This is a genomic window from Cyclobacterium lianum (assembly GCF_900143075.1).
In the GTDB taxonomy this organism is placed as follows: domain Bacteria; phylum Bacteroidota; class Bacteroidia; order Cytophagales; family Cyclobacteriaceae; genus Cyclobacterium; species Cyclobacterium lianum.
The window spans coordinates 448,932-464,030 of the sequence record NZ_FRCY01000005.1 but is presented as its reverse complement, the minus strand read 5'-3'; the positions used below and the strand labels follow the sequence as shown (position 1 = coordinate 464,030).

Annotated in this window: 12 protein-coding genes; 6 read left to right on the top strand and 6 right to left on the bottom strand. The window is 47.6% G+C overall.

All coding sequences use genetic code 11. From position 1 onward, the window contains the following. Positions 1 to 110 precede the first annotated feature (110 nt). A complete protein-coding gene (locus BUB19_RS11155) occupies positions 111 to 1,358 on the top strand; it encodes a serpin family protein (protein ID WP_073094604.1) in 1,248 nt (415 codons plus the stop codon). A 12-nt stretch (positions 1,359 to 1,370) separates the two neighbouring features. Here BUB19_RS11155 and BUB19_RS11150 read toward each other — a convergent pair whose 3' ends face one another. The 3 genes from BUB19_RS11150 to BUB19_RS11140 all read right to left on the bottom strand — a co-directional run bounded on the left by BUB19_RS11150 (position 1,371) and on the right by BUB19_RS11140 (position 4,949). Then, a complete protein-coding gene (locus BUB19_RS11150; RefSeq protein ID WP_084097189.1) occupies positions 1,371 to 2,915 on the bottom strand; it encodes a sulfatase in 1,545 nt (514 codons plus the stop codon). A gap of 151 nt (positions 2,916 to 3,066) precedes the next feature. Then, positions 3,067 to 4,257: a formaldehyde dehydrogenase, glutathione-independent gene (gene fdhA / locus BUB19_RS11145; RefSeq protein WP_073094602.1), complete on the bottom strand. Its 1,191-nt coding sequence runs from the start codon at positions 4,255 to 4,257 to the stop codon at positions 3,067 to 3,069. Positions 4,258 to 4,550: 293 nt separating this feature from the next. Then, positions 4,551 to 4,949 (bottom strand): DoxX family protein, encoded by a 399-nt coding sequence (locus BUB19_RS11140; RefSeq protein ID WP_073094601.1) that lies wholly within the window; start codon positions 4,947 to 4,949, stop codon positions 4,551 to 4,553. Between the two features lie 193 nt (positions 4,950 to 5,142). On the opposite strand from BUB19_RS11140, the gene BUB19_RS11135 reads away from it, so the two are divergent. The 4 genes from BUB19_RS11135 to BUB19_RS11120 all read left to right on the top strand — a co-directional run bounded on the left by BUB19_RS11135 (position 5,143) and on the right by BUB19_RS11120 (position 10,184). After that, the gene (locus BUB19_RS11135; protein WP_073094600.1) at positions 5,143 to 6,222 is read left to right on the top strand and encodes a DUF5060 domain-containing protein; all 1,080 of its coding nucleotides are present in this window, start codon (positions 5,143 to 5,145) and stop codon (positions 6,220 to 6,222) included. 36 nt (positions 6,223 to 6,258) lie between these two features. After that, positions 6,259 to 6,951 (top strand): head GIN domain-containing protein, encoded by a 693-nt coding sequence (locus BUB19_RS11130; RefSeq protein WP_073094599.1) that lies wholly within the window; start codon positions 6,259 to 6,261, stop codon positions 6,949 to 6,951. Positions 6,952 to 7,034: 83 nt separating this feature from the next. Further along, entirely contained in the window at positions 7,035 to 9,227 is a 2,193-nt protein-coding gene (locus BUB19_RS11125; RefSeq protein WP_073094598.1) for an APC family permease, read from the top strand. A gap of 219 nt (positions 9,228 to 9,446) precedes the next feature. Continuing rightward, positions 9,447 to 10,184, top strand: coding sequence for a DUF4397 domain-containing protein (locus BUB19_RS11120; RefSeq protein WP_073094597.1), 738 nt, complete (start codon positions 9,447 to 9,449; stop codon positions 10,182 to 10,184). Positions 10,185 to 10,564: 380 nt separating this feature from the next. Here the strand turns inward: BUB19_RS11120 and BUB19_RS11115 are convergent, their stop codons facing one another. After that, on the bottom strand, positions 10,565 to 11,197 hold the full coding sequence (locus BUB19_RS11115; protein WP_073094596.1) for a porin family protein: 633 nt from the start codon (positions 11,195 to 11,197) through the stop codon (positions 10,565 to 10,567). A 636-nt stretch (positions 11,198 to 11,833) separates the two neighbouring features. On the opposite strand from BUB19_RS11115, the gene tnpA reads away from it, so the two are divergent. Continuing rightward, positions 11,834 to 12,286, top strand: coding sequence for an IS200/IS605 family transposase (tnpA, locus tag BUB19_RS11110; protein WP_073094595.1), 453 nt, complete (start codon positions 11,834 to 11,836; stop codon positions 12,284 to 12,286). A 403-nt stretch (positions 12,287 to 12,689) separates the two neighbouring features. Here the strand turns inward: tnpA and BUB19_RS11105 are convergent, their stop codons facing one another. Beyond that, positions 12,690 to 13,940 carry an NRAMP family divalent metal transporter gene (locus BUB19_RS11105; protein ID WP_084097205.1) on the bottom strand — a complete coding sequence of 417 codons (1,251 nt, stop codon included), beginning with the start codon at positions 13,938 to 13,940 and terminating at the stop codon, positions 12,690 to 12,692. A gap of 8 nt (positions 13,941 to 13,948) precedes the next feature. Next, positions 13,949 to 15,028 (bottom strand): Ldh family oxidoreductase, encoded by a 1,080-nt coding sequence (locus tag BUB19_RS11100; protein ID WP_073094593.1) that lies wholly within the window; start codon positions 15,026 to 15,028, stop codon positions 13,949 to 13,951. Between the last annotated feature and the right edge of the window lie 71 nt (positions 15,029 to 15,099).

Genomic DNA, 15,099 nt, shown 5'->3' with positions numbered 1-15,099 from the left:
CAAAACGATTTCGGGATCTATATAAATGTCAATTTTCAATAATGGCAGCCATCACTGTAGCAGAACGGGTAAATTTTACGTAGGGGCAGTGAAACCAAATCGAAACAGCGATGAAAACGCAATTCAATCTGACGTATGTCATTTTTTCGTTACTTTTTCTTTCTTCCTGTGATTGGGGTGGTAGTGGAGATGAACCGCTGATGCCTAACCTGAGGGCATTAAAAGCCCCTGAGCAGGAAATGGTCCAATCCAGTTCCCGGTTCGCCATGGACCTGTTTCATCAGCTTCAGGAAAAGGATGATCCCAATCAGTTTTATAGTCCCTACAGCATCCATCAGGCGCTGTCCATGACCATGAATGGCAATGAGGGTGAGGTTCTGGAAGAATTTATTCAGGTGTTGCGGTATGAGGGGATGGGCGTAACGCAGGCTAATGAGGCGGCAAAATCCCTGACCGAATTTTTACTGGAGCTGGATCCCAAAGTCAGGCTGTCCATTGCCAATGCCATCTGGCACAAGCAGGAATGGGAAGTTAATCCGGATTTTGAAGAAACCGTAAGTAACAGCTTCGGTGCCGAAGTGGCCGGACTGGACATGGGCAATCCCCAATCTGTAGATGTGATCAACAATTGGATTGAACAAAACACGGAAGGCCTGATCAAAGACATGTTGGATGCCATTCCGCCCAATGCAGCCATGTACCTGGTCAATGCCATCTACTTCAAGGCGGATTGGAAATACCGGTTTGATGAGAAACTGACGAAAAAGGCTCCCTTCACCACATCCGGGGGAGCAGAGGTTCAGGTCGATATGATGCAGTTGGCGGAGCCCACTACCCTCAAATTTCATTCGGAAAGTGGTTTGGACTACCTGGAGATCCCATACAGTACCGGGCAGTACAGCCTGGGGATATTGACTGCGGATGAAGGATTGCAGAAAAAGCTGGAAGGGCTGGACCTGGAGGTGTTGGAGCAGTACCGGGAAGATGCGAGGGAAAAGGATTTGCTACTGCACATGCCGAAATTCAAAATGCGCTATAAAATGGAGGATATGAAAGAGGATTTGATAAACATGGGCCTTACACTTCCATTTCAAAATCATCCGGGAAATTTTACCCGTTTGTTTGCCAATACTACAGCACCGTTAAAAATAAGTCGGGTAATCCACGAGGCATTGATTGAAGTAGATGAAAAAGGAAGCGAAGCAGCAGCGGCTACCATAGTAGAAATCAGAGAAACAAGTCTCCCATCTTACTCAGCATATAAACTGAATAAGCCATTTGTCTTCTTTATTCAGGAAAAGCACAGCGGTGCCATTCTTTTTATGGGGAAATTGGGTGACCCTTCCCTATTGGATTGAATTCCGACTCGTTTATAGCACAGAGAAAAAGTCGGTTCTTTCCTGCTCTATGGCCTCCAGTTTTTTCTTCAGGTCAGTGACAAGTTGGGGTTGGTCTTCCCGGATATTTTGATGGGGAAGGGGTTGCTCCCGGTTATCAAACAGGTTGATTTCCAGGGTGTCGCCGCTCGATTTGTCGATCCATACCATCAATCGGTAATCCCGGGTTCGTACCGTTTTCCCAAGCACTCCCCAGGCATCTCGCTCTCCAAGCACGTAATCCTTTAGCGGAGCTTCCGGGTTTTCCATAGCGGATTTGAAACTCTTTCCCTCCAGTTGCATAGGGGCAGGAATCCGGCATAAGTCGGCAAGTGTGGGGAAAATGTCTACGGTCTCCACCAGCCCATGGGCTGCTACACCAGGTTGTGTCATTCCCGGTTGTCTGACAATGAGCGGGCTATTGAGGGCAATATCGAAATTGGTGTGCTTGCCCCAAATACCATAATCGCCCAGGTGCCAGCCATGATCTCCCCACAAGACCACAATGGTGTTTTCATCCAGCCCCAGCCTTGTCAATTCATCAAGGACTTTACCAATCTGCGCATCAACATAGCTAACTGCTGCCAGGTAGCCGTGTTTGAGGATTTTCTCTCTTTCCGGTGTGATCTCCCAGCCCAGGGTATCGCCCGGCCAGGTGTAGGTTCCCCGAGGTTCATAGCTATCCCGACCGTAGTGCAAGCTCAGATCGGAGCTGACATTTTCCGGCATTTGTTGGTAATCTGAAGCGGGAATACTTTCAGGATCGTATAGGTCCCAATAGCGCCTGGGCGCATTGAAGGGGAGGTGGGGTTTGTAGAATCCTACGGCCAGAAAAAATGTGGAATCCCTGAGTTGCCGCAATTGCCGGATGGCTGCTGCTGCATTGTGACCATCCGCATATCCCTCGTCGTCTACTTCTGCTGCTTCGAAGGGGGGCAGGCTGCGGTTGGTTGGCCGGCCATAATAGCTCGTGCGGGCCTTTCCGCCCGCATAGGAGAAAAAGGCACTCCAGGGTTCCCTCCATTCTCCTACAGGAGCAAAGGATACATCCCAGCTAAAGGGGACCTCGTGTTGGGTTTGCAAAGAATCCATCACGCCCCCAGGTTGGTGGGATATCTTACCGATACCAACGGTACGGTACCCGTTTTCTTTGAAAAGTTGGGGAAGCGAAAAAATGCCTGTCGGTTTGGATCCCGATTCCCGGATGGTTTTGAATATGTCCCAGTCGGTGGTCCGCGTTCCGGAAAGCAAGGTGGACCGGGATGGCCCGCAGGCTGCCGCATGGACAAAGTGATTGAAAAATATCCTCCCTTCCGACGCTAATTTGTCGATGTTTGGGGTATGCACGTAATCCACACCATAGCAACCCAATTCCGGACGCAAATCGTCTACGGCAATGAAAAGGACATTGGGTTTTTCATTTTTTGCCTCCCGGCTTTCACAACCAAAAAAAGTGAGGATGCCTAGCATGAGGCTGCTGAGGAGTAATCGGGAGTTCATACCTCTTTTGAGTTGTTTTTCGAGTCTAAATACATGCATTTGGTTGCCTTTTGCGGGCGTTAGGCTGGAGGTAGGCCCTCACGGGAGTTTGAAAAAACCCGGACCGGCTAAAAGCGCCCGACCCGGGTTTTGTTGTTTTCCTACAGGTAAAAATACCTGCCAGGCCAGATCAGCCCGGTAGGGGATCCGATCAATTGGGGATCAAGCCATGTGGGTCAATCACAAATTTCTTGGCCGCACCCCCGTCAAAATCCTTATATCCCTGTACCGATTCTTTCAGGGAAATGATTTGTACGTTGACAGCTTTTGCGATCTGCACTTTGTCATACAGGATTGCATTCATCAACTGGCGGTGGTACCTCATTACAGGGCATTGGCCGGTATGAAAGCTGTGGCTTTTGGCCCATCCCAGACCTAATCTTATGCTCAGGCTGCCTTTCTTTGCGGCTTCATCTACCGCTCCCGGATCTCCCGTGACGTACAGACCTGGAATTCCAATGCCTCCTCCGGCCCGGGTCACATCCATTACCGAATTGAGTACGGTGGCGGGAGCTTCCTTGTCGGCATCCGCACCATGGCCTCTGGCTTCAAATCCGACACAATCCACTGCACAGTCTACCTCAGGTACACCCACGATTTCAGCGATAGCATCGGCCAGCGGGGTTTTGTTTCTCAGGTCGATGGTTTCGCAGCCAAAGCTGCGGGCTTGGGCCAGTCGCTCAGGGATCATGTCTCCCACGATTACTACTGCGGCACCCAATAGGTGGCAAGATGCTGCACATGCCAGCCCTACAGGACCGGCACCGGCCACATACACAATGCTTCCAGGACCTACGCCGGCGGTCACTGCTCCATGATAGCCTGTAGGAAAAATATCAGATAGCAGGGTCAGGTCCCGGATTTTTTCCATGGCCTGATCTTTATCCGGAAATTTCAACAAATTGAAATCTGCATAGGGGACCATTACGTATTCGGACTGTCCGCCTACCCAGCCACCCATGTCCACATAGCCGTAAGCAGCTCCAGGTCTGGCAGGGTTTACATTGAGGCAGATGCCGGTTTTGCCTTCCTTGCAATTGCGGCAGCGTCCGCAGGCAATGTTAAAAGGGACAGAAACCAAATCACCCTCTTTGATAAATTCAACATCCCTACCGGCCTCAATCACCAGACCAGTGATTTCATGGCCAAGGATAAGTCCTTCCGGTGCGGTTGTTCGGCCTCGCACCATGTGCTGGTCGCTGCCACAAATGTTGGTGGAGACGATTTTAAGAATGACCCCATGGTGACATTTTCTGTCACCTAAAGCCAGCTTGGGATAGTCAATTTCTCTGACTTCTACTTTTCCGGGTTTGACGTAGGCTACGCCGTGGTTTTTACACATGTTGTTTGGGTTTTTGGTTAATTTTTAAAGGTTTTGTGTGGGTCGGTGTTATAGGGGATGCCACTACTTTATCCATCGGGATATAAGGTAGGGAATTTGGTCGATATCCCCCAATGAAGGATTAAATTTTGATCATAATCTTTCCGAAATTTGAAAAAGCCCGGATAATCCCTGAATCCATATTTTTGGATGGTACGACTATCCGGACTGTTCAGCAAAGTTTTTACTCTCGCTACATGCTGGCCTCTGAGAATGAGCCTTCTTTTCCGCGGGAGCATTCTCTAGCCCGGTTGCTATACCGGAGCCGGGGATTTCTTATTGCCATCCACACTCCAAATGCCGGATCCGCTAGCGGCAATAAAAAGGAAAAGGAAACAATAGATCAAGGCTTTTTCACCTCCATTCAACAGCGGATTCCAACCCTGGGGCACATGGGCCATAAAAAAGGCTACAGCCATCTGGCCACTCGAAATAAAGGCAGCAATGCTTCCCAAAAGCCCAATCATGATAAGAATACCGCCCACAAGTTCTACGATGCCGGCAAATCCCATCATGGAGAACAATTCTTTCGGTTCATCACCTCCCGGCCATCCGATCAATTTTTGTGATCCGTGCATGGCAAAGCAAAATCCTGCTACAATCCTCAAAATGGCATACAACTGTGGTGCAAATTTTCCTAAATACGTTTCCATAGTTTTTATTGTTAATTGATTAGATGAATGAATGAATTTAATAAATATCCATCAGAAACCAATCAATCAACAGGTAAATCCTGGAAGTATAGATGTTCTATGTCCGAATAATGCATCTAAGGAGTATCGAAATAGCCGTTCTCCTGATTTTTATTTTCTATTTGCCTATCTTTAAGTTTAAACGACGCTATTCATGAGATTTCTAGCTACTTTACTTCTCTATTCTTTCAGCCTGGTCCTGGTCTTTGCCCAAAAAGCGGATATTGCGGGTAATTTTAAGGCTTACCAAAAACTGACGTTTTCCTGGGAAGGTCCCCATGCTGCGGAAGAAGAAAGAACATTTTTGGATTGCAGGCTGCAGGTGGTTTTTACCAGTCCAGATGGACAGAAAATACGTATTCCCGGCTACTTTGCCGGGGATGGAATTGCGGGGCAGAGTGGAGCTTCAGCAGGAAATATTTGGCGGGCCCACTTATTACCACTTGTCCCGGGTGAATGGACCTTTGAAGCCAGGTTTATCCAAGGGGATCAGGTGGCCATCAGTCAGGACCCTGATTGGTCACAGGGATCAGCTTTTCATGGTGATACCGGCAGTTTTGAGATTCTGCCTCCTGATACCTCAGCACCGGGATTTTTGAGCAAAGGCAAACTCCAATACGTAGGGAAGCACTTCTTACAATTTACCGACGAAAGCTATTTTTTGAAGATGGGAGCCAATTCCCCGGAGGTGTTTTTGGAATATGGGGAATTTGATGGAACAGGCTCTGACAGGTCTTATGCCACACATGTGACGGACTGGAAAAGCGGCGATCCACTCTGGCAGGAAAATAAGGGAAAGGGGATTATCGGAGTAATCAACTACCTGAAAAGCCAGAGCATCAATACCCATTATTTTATGCTGATGAATGCCTATGGAGATGGCAAGCAGGCTTTCCCCTGGACAGGTCCTGACGATTATTACCAATATGATGTCTCCAAACTGGATCAATGGCAATTCGTTTTTGATCACATGATGAAAGTCGGTCTGATGCCCCAACTGGTCCTCTCCGAACAGGAGAATCAATCCTATTTTGAGCACAAGGAAGGCGGGGATTTTGCCAGGTCCAGAAAAGTGTTTTACCGCGAGATGGCAGCAAGATTTGGCTACCTGAATGCCGTTACCTGGAACATTGGCGAGGAAAGTGGCTGGGACAATGAGCCTACTTATGGAAAAGGCATTACCACCAGCCAGCAGAAGCAGTTTGCTGCCTATTTGATGGTCTTTTTTGAATAAATTTTGTAACTTTAGAAACATCAAACAAGGCTTGCCATGAAATCTCTGCTACCGACAGTACTGTTTCTCGCGTTGATTTTTCCTATTCTCCTTGCAGCCCAACAGCAGGAAACCAGAAAACTCAGTTCATTTAATCAGGTAAAAACTTCAGGCAGTTGGCACCTGACCATGAAGCAAGGCGTACAGCCGTCCGTTACCCTCAGGGCATCAAATATTGACCTGGAAAAGGTGCTGACTACTGTAGAGAATGAGGTGCTTGAAATCCGGCTGGATAAGGGAAGGTTCAGGAAGCCTGATCTGGAATTGACTGTGGTGTACACCGAGCTGCAGGGAATCAGTAATAGAGGGTCTGGTGACATCCTTTTGCTTGATGGACTGGAGACGGACAATGATGTCAATATTGAACTTTCCGGCTCGGGAAATTTGGATATTCCTGCGCTGGTTTCCCGGGGCTTGAATGTCCGCCAATCCGGTTCAGGAGTACTAAGTATCCATGAAGGAGCTGTGCAACAGGTCAACATCCATCAATCCGGTTCAGGCGATTTTTTGGCCGGGAACGTACAGGCAGAAGCAGTGGTCGTCAGGAAATCCGGATCGGGCAATACCGCCCTGGGTAACGTGCTGGACCTGACCGTAGACGCATCCGGTTCCGGAAACATCGTCTACCAGGGCAGTCCCCGGATGGAGCAAATAAAAATGTCTGGTTCAGGCACCTTGATTCAGGAATAGGGAACATAGCCGCAGGGAATGAATTTTTTCTATTTGGGAAATGGCGTATTTTTTCTCTTTTTTGGCCTTTCAAAATAAGGTATATGCCGGAAAATAGCACCAAGGGAAAAGCGAGTCACAAATTGGGGACGTTTGGAGGGGTATTTACGCCTTCCCTGCTGACCATTCTGGGGGTAATCATGTACCTGCGGTTTGGTTGGGTAGTGGGAAATGTGGGACTCATTGGCACCTTGCTCATCGTGACGCTGTCTACTGCAATCACTTTTCTGACTTCCTTGTCCATATCTGCCATTGCTACCAATGCCCCTGTGAAAGGGGGAGGAGCCTATTTCCTGATCAGCCGTTCTCTGGGTGCCGAAATCGGCGGAGCAGTGGGTATCCCGCTTTATCTGGCCCAGGCCCTATCCGTTTCGCTGTACATCATAGGGTTTTCTGAAAGTTTATCGGCCGTGTTCCCTGCTCTGGAGGTTCGCTGGATCAGCATCACTACCACCCTGGTATTGGGTGCGCTGGCTTTATTTTCCACTCAGGCTACGATAAAGGCCCAATACGTTATCATGGTTTTGATAGGGCTGTCTTTGGTATCCCTGGTGCTGGGAAGTCCGCTGGAAGAGTCTCAGATCGAACTTTGGGGTGTGCCTGCCGCTCAGTCTGTAAGCTTCTGGCAGGTGTTTGCGATTTTCTTTCCTGCGGTCACAGGCATCATGACGGGCGTGAACATGTCCGGAGATTTGAAGGATCCGGCCAGGTCCATTCCCAAGGGGACCTTTATGGCAGTAGGCGTGGGATATGTGATCTACATGCTTCTGCCTATAATTTTGGCAGGCAGGGCAGATGCAGCAACGCTGGTGGAGGATCCCCTGATCATGCAGCGTATTGCGATATGGGGTGGAGCCATTTTGCTGGGCATATGGGGAGCCACTTTATCCAGCGCAACGGGCAGCCTGCTTGGTGCCCCAAGGGTGCTTCAGGCATTGGCAAATGATAAGATCCTGCCGAAATGGGCTGGTTTTTTCAGTAAAGTGACCGGAAAGGAGAAAATCCCAAAGGCAGCTACCTTGTTTACCATTGCCCTGACCCTGGTAACGGTTTACTTTGGAGACCTTAATCTGATTGCACCTGTACTCACCATGTTTTTCCTGACTACTTATGCGGTGTTAAACATTACCGCGGGAGTTGAGCGCTTGCTGAAATCCCCGTCATTCCGTCCAAAATTCAAGGTGCATTGGCTTTTTTCACTATTAGGGGCCCTGGGTTGCGCGGGAGTGATGTTTCTGATCAACCCCCTGGCTACTATAGCCGCATTTCTGGTTATTGCCATTATTTTTATCTGGTTAAAAAGAAGAAAAATTACCGCCACCTGGGGTGGATTGGGTAGAGGAGTTTTGTCTTCTATTATCCGTTATGCCATCCTGCGGCTGGAAAAGGAAGGGGATGCCAAAAGCTGGCGGCCCAATATCCTGGTATTGTCAGGCTCGCCGGTAAAACGCTGGCGATTGATAGAACTGGCAGATGATATCACCAATGGGAATGCGCTGTTTACAGTGAGCACCATTGTTTCAGAAAAAAACGTTCCTCAGGAGAAGGTAAAAGGGTACGAATCACAAATCATGGATTTTCTGGGCAATAAAAATATTCAGGCTCTGGTGAGGGTGATCCGCGCCCCAGATCCCTTTACCGGAGGTATTCAATTGGTGAGCGCGTACGGCTTGGGGCAATTGGTTCCCAACACCATTTTGCTCGGCGATACCAGAGAAAAGGAACATTTGCATCCATACTCAGAAATGATCCGGCATTTTTACAAATCGAAGAAAAATGTCCTAATCGTACAGGATGATGAAAACAGGGGCTTCAGGAAAAAGCAGCACATCGACATCTGGTGGGGAGGTTTGAAGAAAAACGGAAGCCTGATGATCATACTTGCCTATCTGCTCAAAAACAGCAGGGAGTGGCAGCAGGCGAAGGTAAATGTGAAAATGGTGGTACCCACGCAGGAAGCCTACACCGGCGCCAGGGAAAATCTGGAGCATATTTTTGCAGGCATGCGCACAGGGTTTGGTTACCAGATTCTGGTGGCCGAAGGCAGAAATTTTTGGGATATCATGGCGGTAGAGTCAAAAAGAAGCGATCTGGTGCTGATGGGGCTGGCGGTACCGGAGGGAGAAGCCGCTTTTGAAGAGTATTACCTCTCCTTAAAGGACAAAACCAATGCCTTGCCCACGAAAGTATTCGTGCTGGCGGGCCAGGATGTAGCTTTCGATCAGGTGTTGCGGTAGGTGGTCACCAACCAAATATCACCTCTTTCAGATTGTCTATACCACCTGATCCACATTTTTGTCATACCAGGCAAAACGGACGGGGCGAAAATTTCATCTTTTTCGACTCCTGATTTCTACTTGCCCGATATAGTTTTCTCAAACGGTTGGCTGGCATGGGCATTGTGGCCTTTTGCTATGAACATTAAATGAATGTGGAATAGTAAAAGAAGTAGAAGTATGTTCAATGTTTCAAGAAAAAAGATCAATAAACTGGAAGAAATAAAATTGATTCCTGTTGTGTTGCTCGTAGTAATGGCCGGTGTGATTTCAGGATGTGAAGTTGATGACGACGATGTGGTGCCCCTGCCGGATATTTCCTATGTAGGGTTATACCATGCATCACCCAACGCCCCATCACTGGATATACTCATGGAAAATGGTCGCATCAATTACTATCCATTGAGGTATGCAGATTATACAAATTACCTCAACTTTTTCGCTGGAGAAAGAACCATGCGTGTGCGTCCTGTTAATGCATCTAATGTGGTGATTGATACGACTTTCACCTTCGAGACCGGAGCGGCCTATTCGATATTTTATGTCAATGAGTACGAGGATATTCAGGCGCTGCTGTTAGAGGATGAGGAAGTTGCTATCTCTCCCGGGGAGTCCGCTGTGCGTTTTGCTCACCTGTCTCCTGATTCTCCCGAAGTAGATATTGTCAGATCTATGGAAGACGACATGACCAACCTGGTTGAAGCAAGTTCCTACCAGGATGTTTCCGAATTTATTACAGTAGATAGCGGCGTACAGTCTTTTAATGTCAATCTGGCTGAAGGAGGAGACGAAGTATTGTCCATCCCGGATGTAAACCTGCGATCCGGCGGTGTATATACCATTGTGGCGCGAGGATACAGCAGTCCACCGGCAGGAAATAACAACAATCTCAGCGCGAATGTGCTGGTTAATAATTAAAGAGTTGTAAACCCATAAAATAGAGGAAAAAAACCCGGTGCAGGCATTTGGCCAGTACCGGGTTTTTTTCTAATACGGGGTCTGGGCTTGCGGAACATATTTCGCCCCTTCAGGGCTTGGACTGGCCTAATCCATTTTTACACAGGGCTACACCCTGTGCTATGGTATTTCGCACTTTCAGTGCTTGGGTACTCGTTGGTTTTCCATTTAATCAAGCAGTGCTGGCACAAAACGCATTTGAAATACATGCATCCGATCTCAAAGAGTTTACCCATTCAACCAAGCCCTGAAGGGGCGGGATATCCCAGCGATGGGTGCAGCCCATCGATATAGAATGCCTCAAATCGGTCTGAGCCCTGTAGGGGCGGAATATTTTCTTCTCAGAGATAATAGGTCAGATTCATCGACCAAACCCGGTGAACCAATCGGTCGGCCCCATAAAAAATTGGATTTAAATCGCCATCCAATATCCAATGATCTTTAATCAAAGGCGTCAGTCCATTATAATAGCGGACATCTAATACAATATAGTTTCCCAATCGATATCCCAGACCCGCTAAAGCTCCTGCATCCCAATGGCGGAGATGCGGTATGTCATTTGGAGAACTATTGTTGGTATTTAACCTTTCTCCTTTTAGCAGATACCCAAACTTGCCACCTGCCTGAAAGAAAATATTTTTCCCACCTGGTCTGAAACGAACCAGGACAGGAAGCGCGATGTAGTCAAAATGGGTAAGTAATTTGTTCGATTGGGACCCGTCTATACTGCTACCCTGTTTGCTGTAGACCAGTTCGCTTGCCAGGGAAAAATTTCCAGAAAGTGGTTTTGCAAATGCAAGCCCTGCATTGTACTTCCATAACCTATCTGTCAGGTTAATACTGTTTTTAAGCTGACCGGCATTAACCCCACCAGTAATTCCTACCCGGATACCAGTCTGTCCGTACCCGTCCCAGGAAGCACTCAAAAAAAGTACAACGCCAATAAAAGCCACCACCTTAATTCTGTAATTCATGATCCGGTTAATTTATGATGAAAGGAAATTATATTTTTGTTTGTATCCATTTCCCTAAAAAAGCCAGCGATTTTCTGGTGAAATTTTGTGCGGTCCCAACTTCAGATTCACAAAGGCATGTTTTCACCAATCCAACAATACTTATTAAATGTAACTAAAAATACTTGAAAATGATTAATAAGATAGGTTTAAATTAAAAAAACAAAAAACGCGGTGTGATAGGAAATCACAAAATGGGCCAGATAATCTAAGGGGCTTGATATTTTCTCGAATCGGGCGTAACGATTGAATAATATATTTCGCCCCTGCAGGGCTAGGGATCTGCTTACCGGTTCTATATCACAGGGCTTCACCCTGTGCATGGATATGGCGCACTTTCAGTGCTTGGGTACTCTTTCGTTTTCCATTCAGCCAAGAAACACTTTTGAAATAAATACATTCCATCCCAAAGAGCTTATACAAAATTCCAGCCCTGAAAGGGTGGAATATTTTACTCTTTTCGCAATCCCGTTAAAAATTAATTGGCAATTGACAACCAAATTTGCGATTAAACCAAAAATAAAATATTTTTATAAGGATTAGGGTATCAGGTGTTTATAAATTTTTCCTTTAATGTAGGAATCTAATAAACGCATTATGGGACAGTCTCACGTTAGAAATTATATTCACATTATTTTTAGTACAAAAAAACGAATGCCATTGATTAATAATATGGTTGAAGATGCACTCCATCGTTATCTTGGAGGGATATGCAATAACATGGAATGTTCCGCAATAAAAATAGGAGGGTACACCGATCACGTTCACATTCTTTGCTTGCTATCAAAAAAGAAGGCATTGGTGGAATTACTAGAGGACTTAAAATCCCATTCTTCTAAATGGGTAAAGACACAGGGACCAGGATTGGAAAACTTTTATTGGCAAAAGGGTTACGGTGCCTTTTCGGTAAATCCCACTGAGGTCGACACCATAATTCAATACATTTCCAACCAACATACACACCATGCCAAAAGGACATTTCAGGAAGAGTACCGGGCGTTTTTTGAAAAATATGATGTTGAATACGACGAGAGATATGTTTGGGATTAGGGGATATGGGTTTGTAAATTTTTGGTTTTCCTGAGGTAAATAGGTTTCATGTCTTTTTTATTTGGTTGAGTATTATCTTATGATCGGTTTATTTCGCCCCTTCAGGGCTTGGACTGGCTTAATCGATTTTTACACAGGGCTACACCCTGTGTTATGGTATTTCGCACTTTCAGTGCTTGGGTACTCGTTCATTTTCCATTCAACCAAGTTTTGTTGTCACTAAGCACTTTGGAAATACATGCATCCCATCTCAAAGAGCTTACCGATTCAACCAAGCCCTGAAGGGGCGGGATATCCCAGCGATGGGTGCAGCCCATCGTTATAAAATCACTCAAACGGTCTGAGCCCTGTAGGGGCGGGATATTTTTTCCTGGTAAAGGTGCGGATTAAACTAACGGGTTCTTTACCCCCACCACAAATAATACAGCATCACCAAAGAAAACAAGCCTAAAAATCCAATTCCTGCCAGGGAAAGCAGCCGCATGGCCGGCCCGGGTTGGTCGGCTTTGGACAAGTGCTCGCTGAATACCAGCCGGTAATTTAGCAGGGCAATGACCGGTGCGATCAGAAAGGAGATGGTGGTGGCCAGGCTTACCAATTGGTTGAAAGCCTGCATAAAAAGGCTGAGGACCAGAAATCCCCCCAAAGTGATCAGAACCAGCCACCAGAGGTAGGCAGCAGGCTTTTCGGCCTTTCCCTGCATCACGGCGATCACCCTTGCGGTGGACCTGGCGTAGCCATCCATCACCCCGATGCAAGTGCCCAGCATGATGGTAAATCCGGCCGCAGCAATGATCAGAAAGGTCCAGGAGCCCAGTTGGGCAGCATACAGGTTGACCACTCCGGAAGCAAAGCCTACGTTATTGTCGGGGAGGCTGTTGCCAGTGCCGTACAAAAGGTAGGCACCCAATACCACAAAGCAGAGTGACAGTAGCGCAGAGGTCCAGAAACCCATATTGAACTCAAAAACCGATTCCTTCACGGTAGGCAGGTAGCCGCTTTGCCGGCTTCTCTCCATGGTCCAGAGGCTGTTCCAGGTGGAGGAGTCTATGGCAGAAGGCATCCAACCCATCAGTGCAATAATAAAGGGCAAGGATTCCAGGCCTATCATGGCAGAAAGCGGCTCGTAGACAATCGGTTTTTGGGGACCTTTAAAAAGGGCAATAAAAAAGGCCAGCAAGGTACTGATCAGCATGAATGAACCGATGATTTTGATCCCGGTATCCAGTAGCGAGTATCTCCCCAGTGCCAGAAAGGCAAATGAAAACATCAGGAGAATCAGAGAGGGAATATAATAGAGCGTGGGAGCCAGTTCAATATTGAAGAGATTCTGCAGGAATCCGGCTGCCACAAAGGTAACGGCCGCATTGACAAAAAACATGGAAAGCAGGTTGATCAGCAGGTACAACCGGGAATACCAGGGACTGATCATTTGGTAGCCATCGATCAGAGACCGCCCTGTGGCTGCGGCATAGCGGGATCCAAATTCAAAAAAAGGCCATTTGAAAAGATTGGCCGCCAGGATAAAACCCACGAGTGCAAAGCCATATTCTGCTCCCGCCCGGGTACTTTGCACCAGATGGGATACCCCTATGGCCGTGCTGGCAAAGAGTATGCCCGGTCCCAGGGTTTTCAGAAACACGTTAAATTTCACACTTTGGGTCATTTTCGCACCCAATCAACACCCAACCTTTCACCCAGATCTTTCAGGTCGTTCACGACAGGTTCAAGCAAAGGAATACCATGCTGTCTTCTTTCTGTTTCCAGTTCCCGCTCGGGATCTCCGGGGATCAATACCTTTTCCTGACCTGTCACCGGTTCTGCTTCCCTGAACCTTTTGATCCAGTTGTCCATATGGTCTTTAAATTCTTCCGCCGGACGGAAGGCATCTACCCGCATGGCACCAAAAAAATGGCCCAGTCCTTCACCTACCGGATGGGGATGAGGCTCCAGAAATGCCACAAAGGGGGGCACCCAGGGCCCGTAATTGGCTCCCGACAATACTGCCGAAAAAATATCGACCACCGATCCCAGTCCATAGCCTTTGTGTGAACCATGCTCCCGGTCTCCTCCCAATGGCAACAAAGCCCCGCCTTCCTTCACCGCGAAGGGACTCTGACTGGGTTTTCCATCCTTGTCCTGTATCCAGCCGAAAGGTGCCTCTTGCTGCTTGCGCTGCAGGATTTCAAGTTTTCCATTGGCCGCCGTGGTAGTGGCCATGTCCAATACAAAAGGAGGTTGTTTACCTGCAGGAATCGCTACCGAAATAGGGTTTGTGCCCAGAAGCCTTTCTTTGGAAAAGGTGGGACTTACAAGTGGGCTGGCATTGGTCAGCGATATGCCGACCATGTCTTGCTTCAAAGCCTCCATGGCATGGATTCCCGCTATGCCATAATGATTGGAATTTTTAACCGAAACCCAACCTGTACCGGCCGTTTTTGCTTTGTCAATGGCCACCTGCATCGCAAAGGGTGCGACCACAAGGCCCAGACCGGCGTCTCCATCTACTACGGCCGTACTCGGTGTCTCGTGAGTGATCCTGATCTTTGGCTTTACATTGATCCTACCGGCTTCCCACAGGCGTACATAGCCCGAAAGGCGGGCTACACCATGGGAATCTACCCCTCTCAGGTCTGCCGCCAAAAGCACTTTTGCTGCTGTGGCAGCATCTGTTTCGGGGCAGCCGATTTTTGTCAGGACCTTTTTGGTAAATTGTTCTAGCTGGGTGAATTCAAATTGCATGTCAAGAGGCGAAATAGATAGGATAATGGTGCAAAAGTGCAAAAAGTTAAAGAATTTGGGAAATGTCGGCA

What these genes read in the sequence shown, in the direction of transcription:
- BUB19_RS11155 (WP_073094604.1), top strand. Translation starts at nt 111, where the DNA reads ATGAAAACGCAATTCAATCTGACGTATGTCATTTTTTCGTTACTTTTT.
- BUB19_RS11120 (WP_073094597.1), top strand. Translation starts at nt 9,447, where the DNA reads ATGTTCAATGTTTCAAGAAAAAAGATCAATAAACTGGAAGAAATAAAA.
- BUB19_RS11135 (WP_073094600.1), top strand. Translation starts at nt 5,143, where the DNA reads ATGAGATTTCTAGCTACTTTACTTCTCTATTCTTTCAGCCTGGTCCTG.
- BUB19_RS11140 (WP_073094601.1), bottom strand. Translation starts at nt 4,949, where the DNA reads ATGGAAACGTATTTAGGAAAATTTGCACCACAGTTGTATGCCATTTTG.
- BUB19_RS11150 (WP_084097189.1), bottom strand. Translation starts at nt 2,915, where the DNA reads ATGCATGTATTTAGACTCGAAAAACAACTCAAAAGAGGTATGAACTCC.
- fdhA (WP_073094602.1), bottom strand. Translation starts at nt 4,257, where the DNA reads ATGTGTAAAAACCACGGCGTAGCCTACGTCAAACCCGGAAAAGTAGAA.
- BUB19_RS11130 (WP_073094599.1), top strand. Translation starts at nt 6,259, where the DNA reads ATGAAATCTCTGCTACCGACAGTACTGTTTCTCGCGTTGATTTTTCCT.
- BUB19_RS11100 (WP_073094593.1), bottom strand. Translation starts at nt 15,028, where the DNA reads ATGCAATTTGAATTCACCCAGCTAGAACAATTTACCAAAAAGGTCCTG.
- tnpA (WP_073094595.1), top strand. Translation starts at nt 11,834, where the DNA reads ATGGGACAGTCTCACGTTAGAAATTATATTCACATTATTTTTAGTACA.
- BUB19_RS11125 (WP_073094598.1), top strand. Translation starts at nt 7,035, where the DNA reads ATGCCGGAAAATAGCACCAAGGGAAAAGCGAGTCACAAATTGGGGACG.
- BUB19_RS11115 (WP_073094596.1), bottom strand. Translation starts at nt 11,197, where the DNA reads ATGAATTACAGAATTAAGGTGGTGGCTTTTATTGGCGTTGTACTTTTT.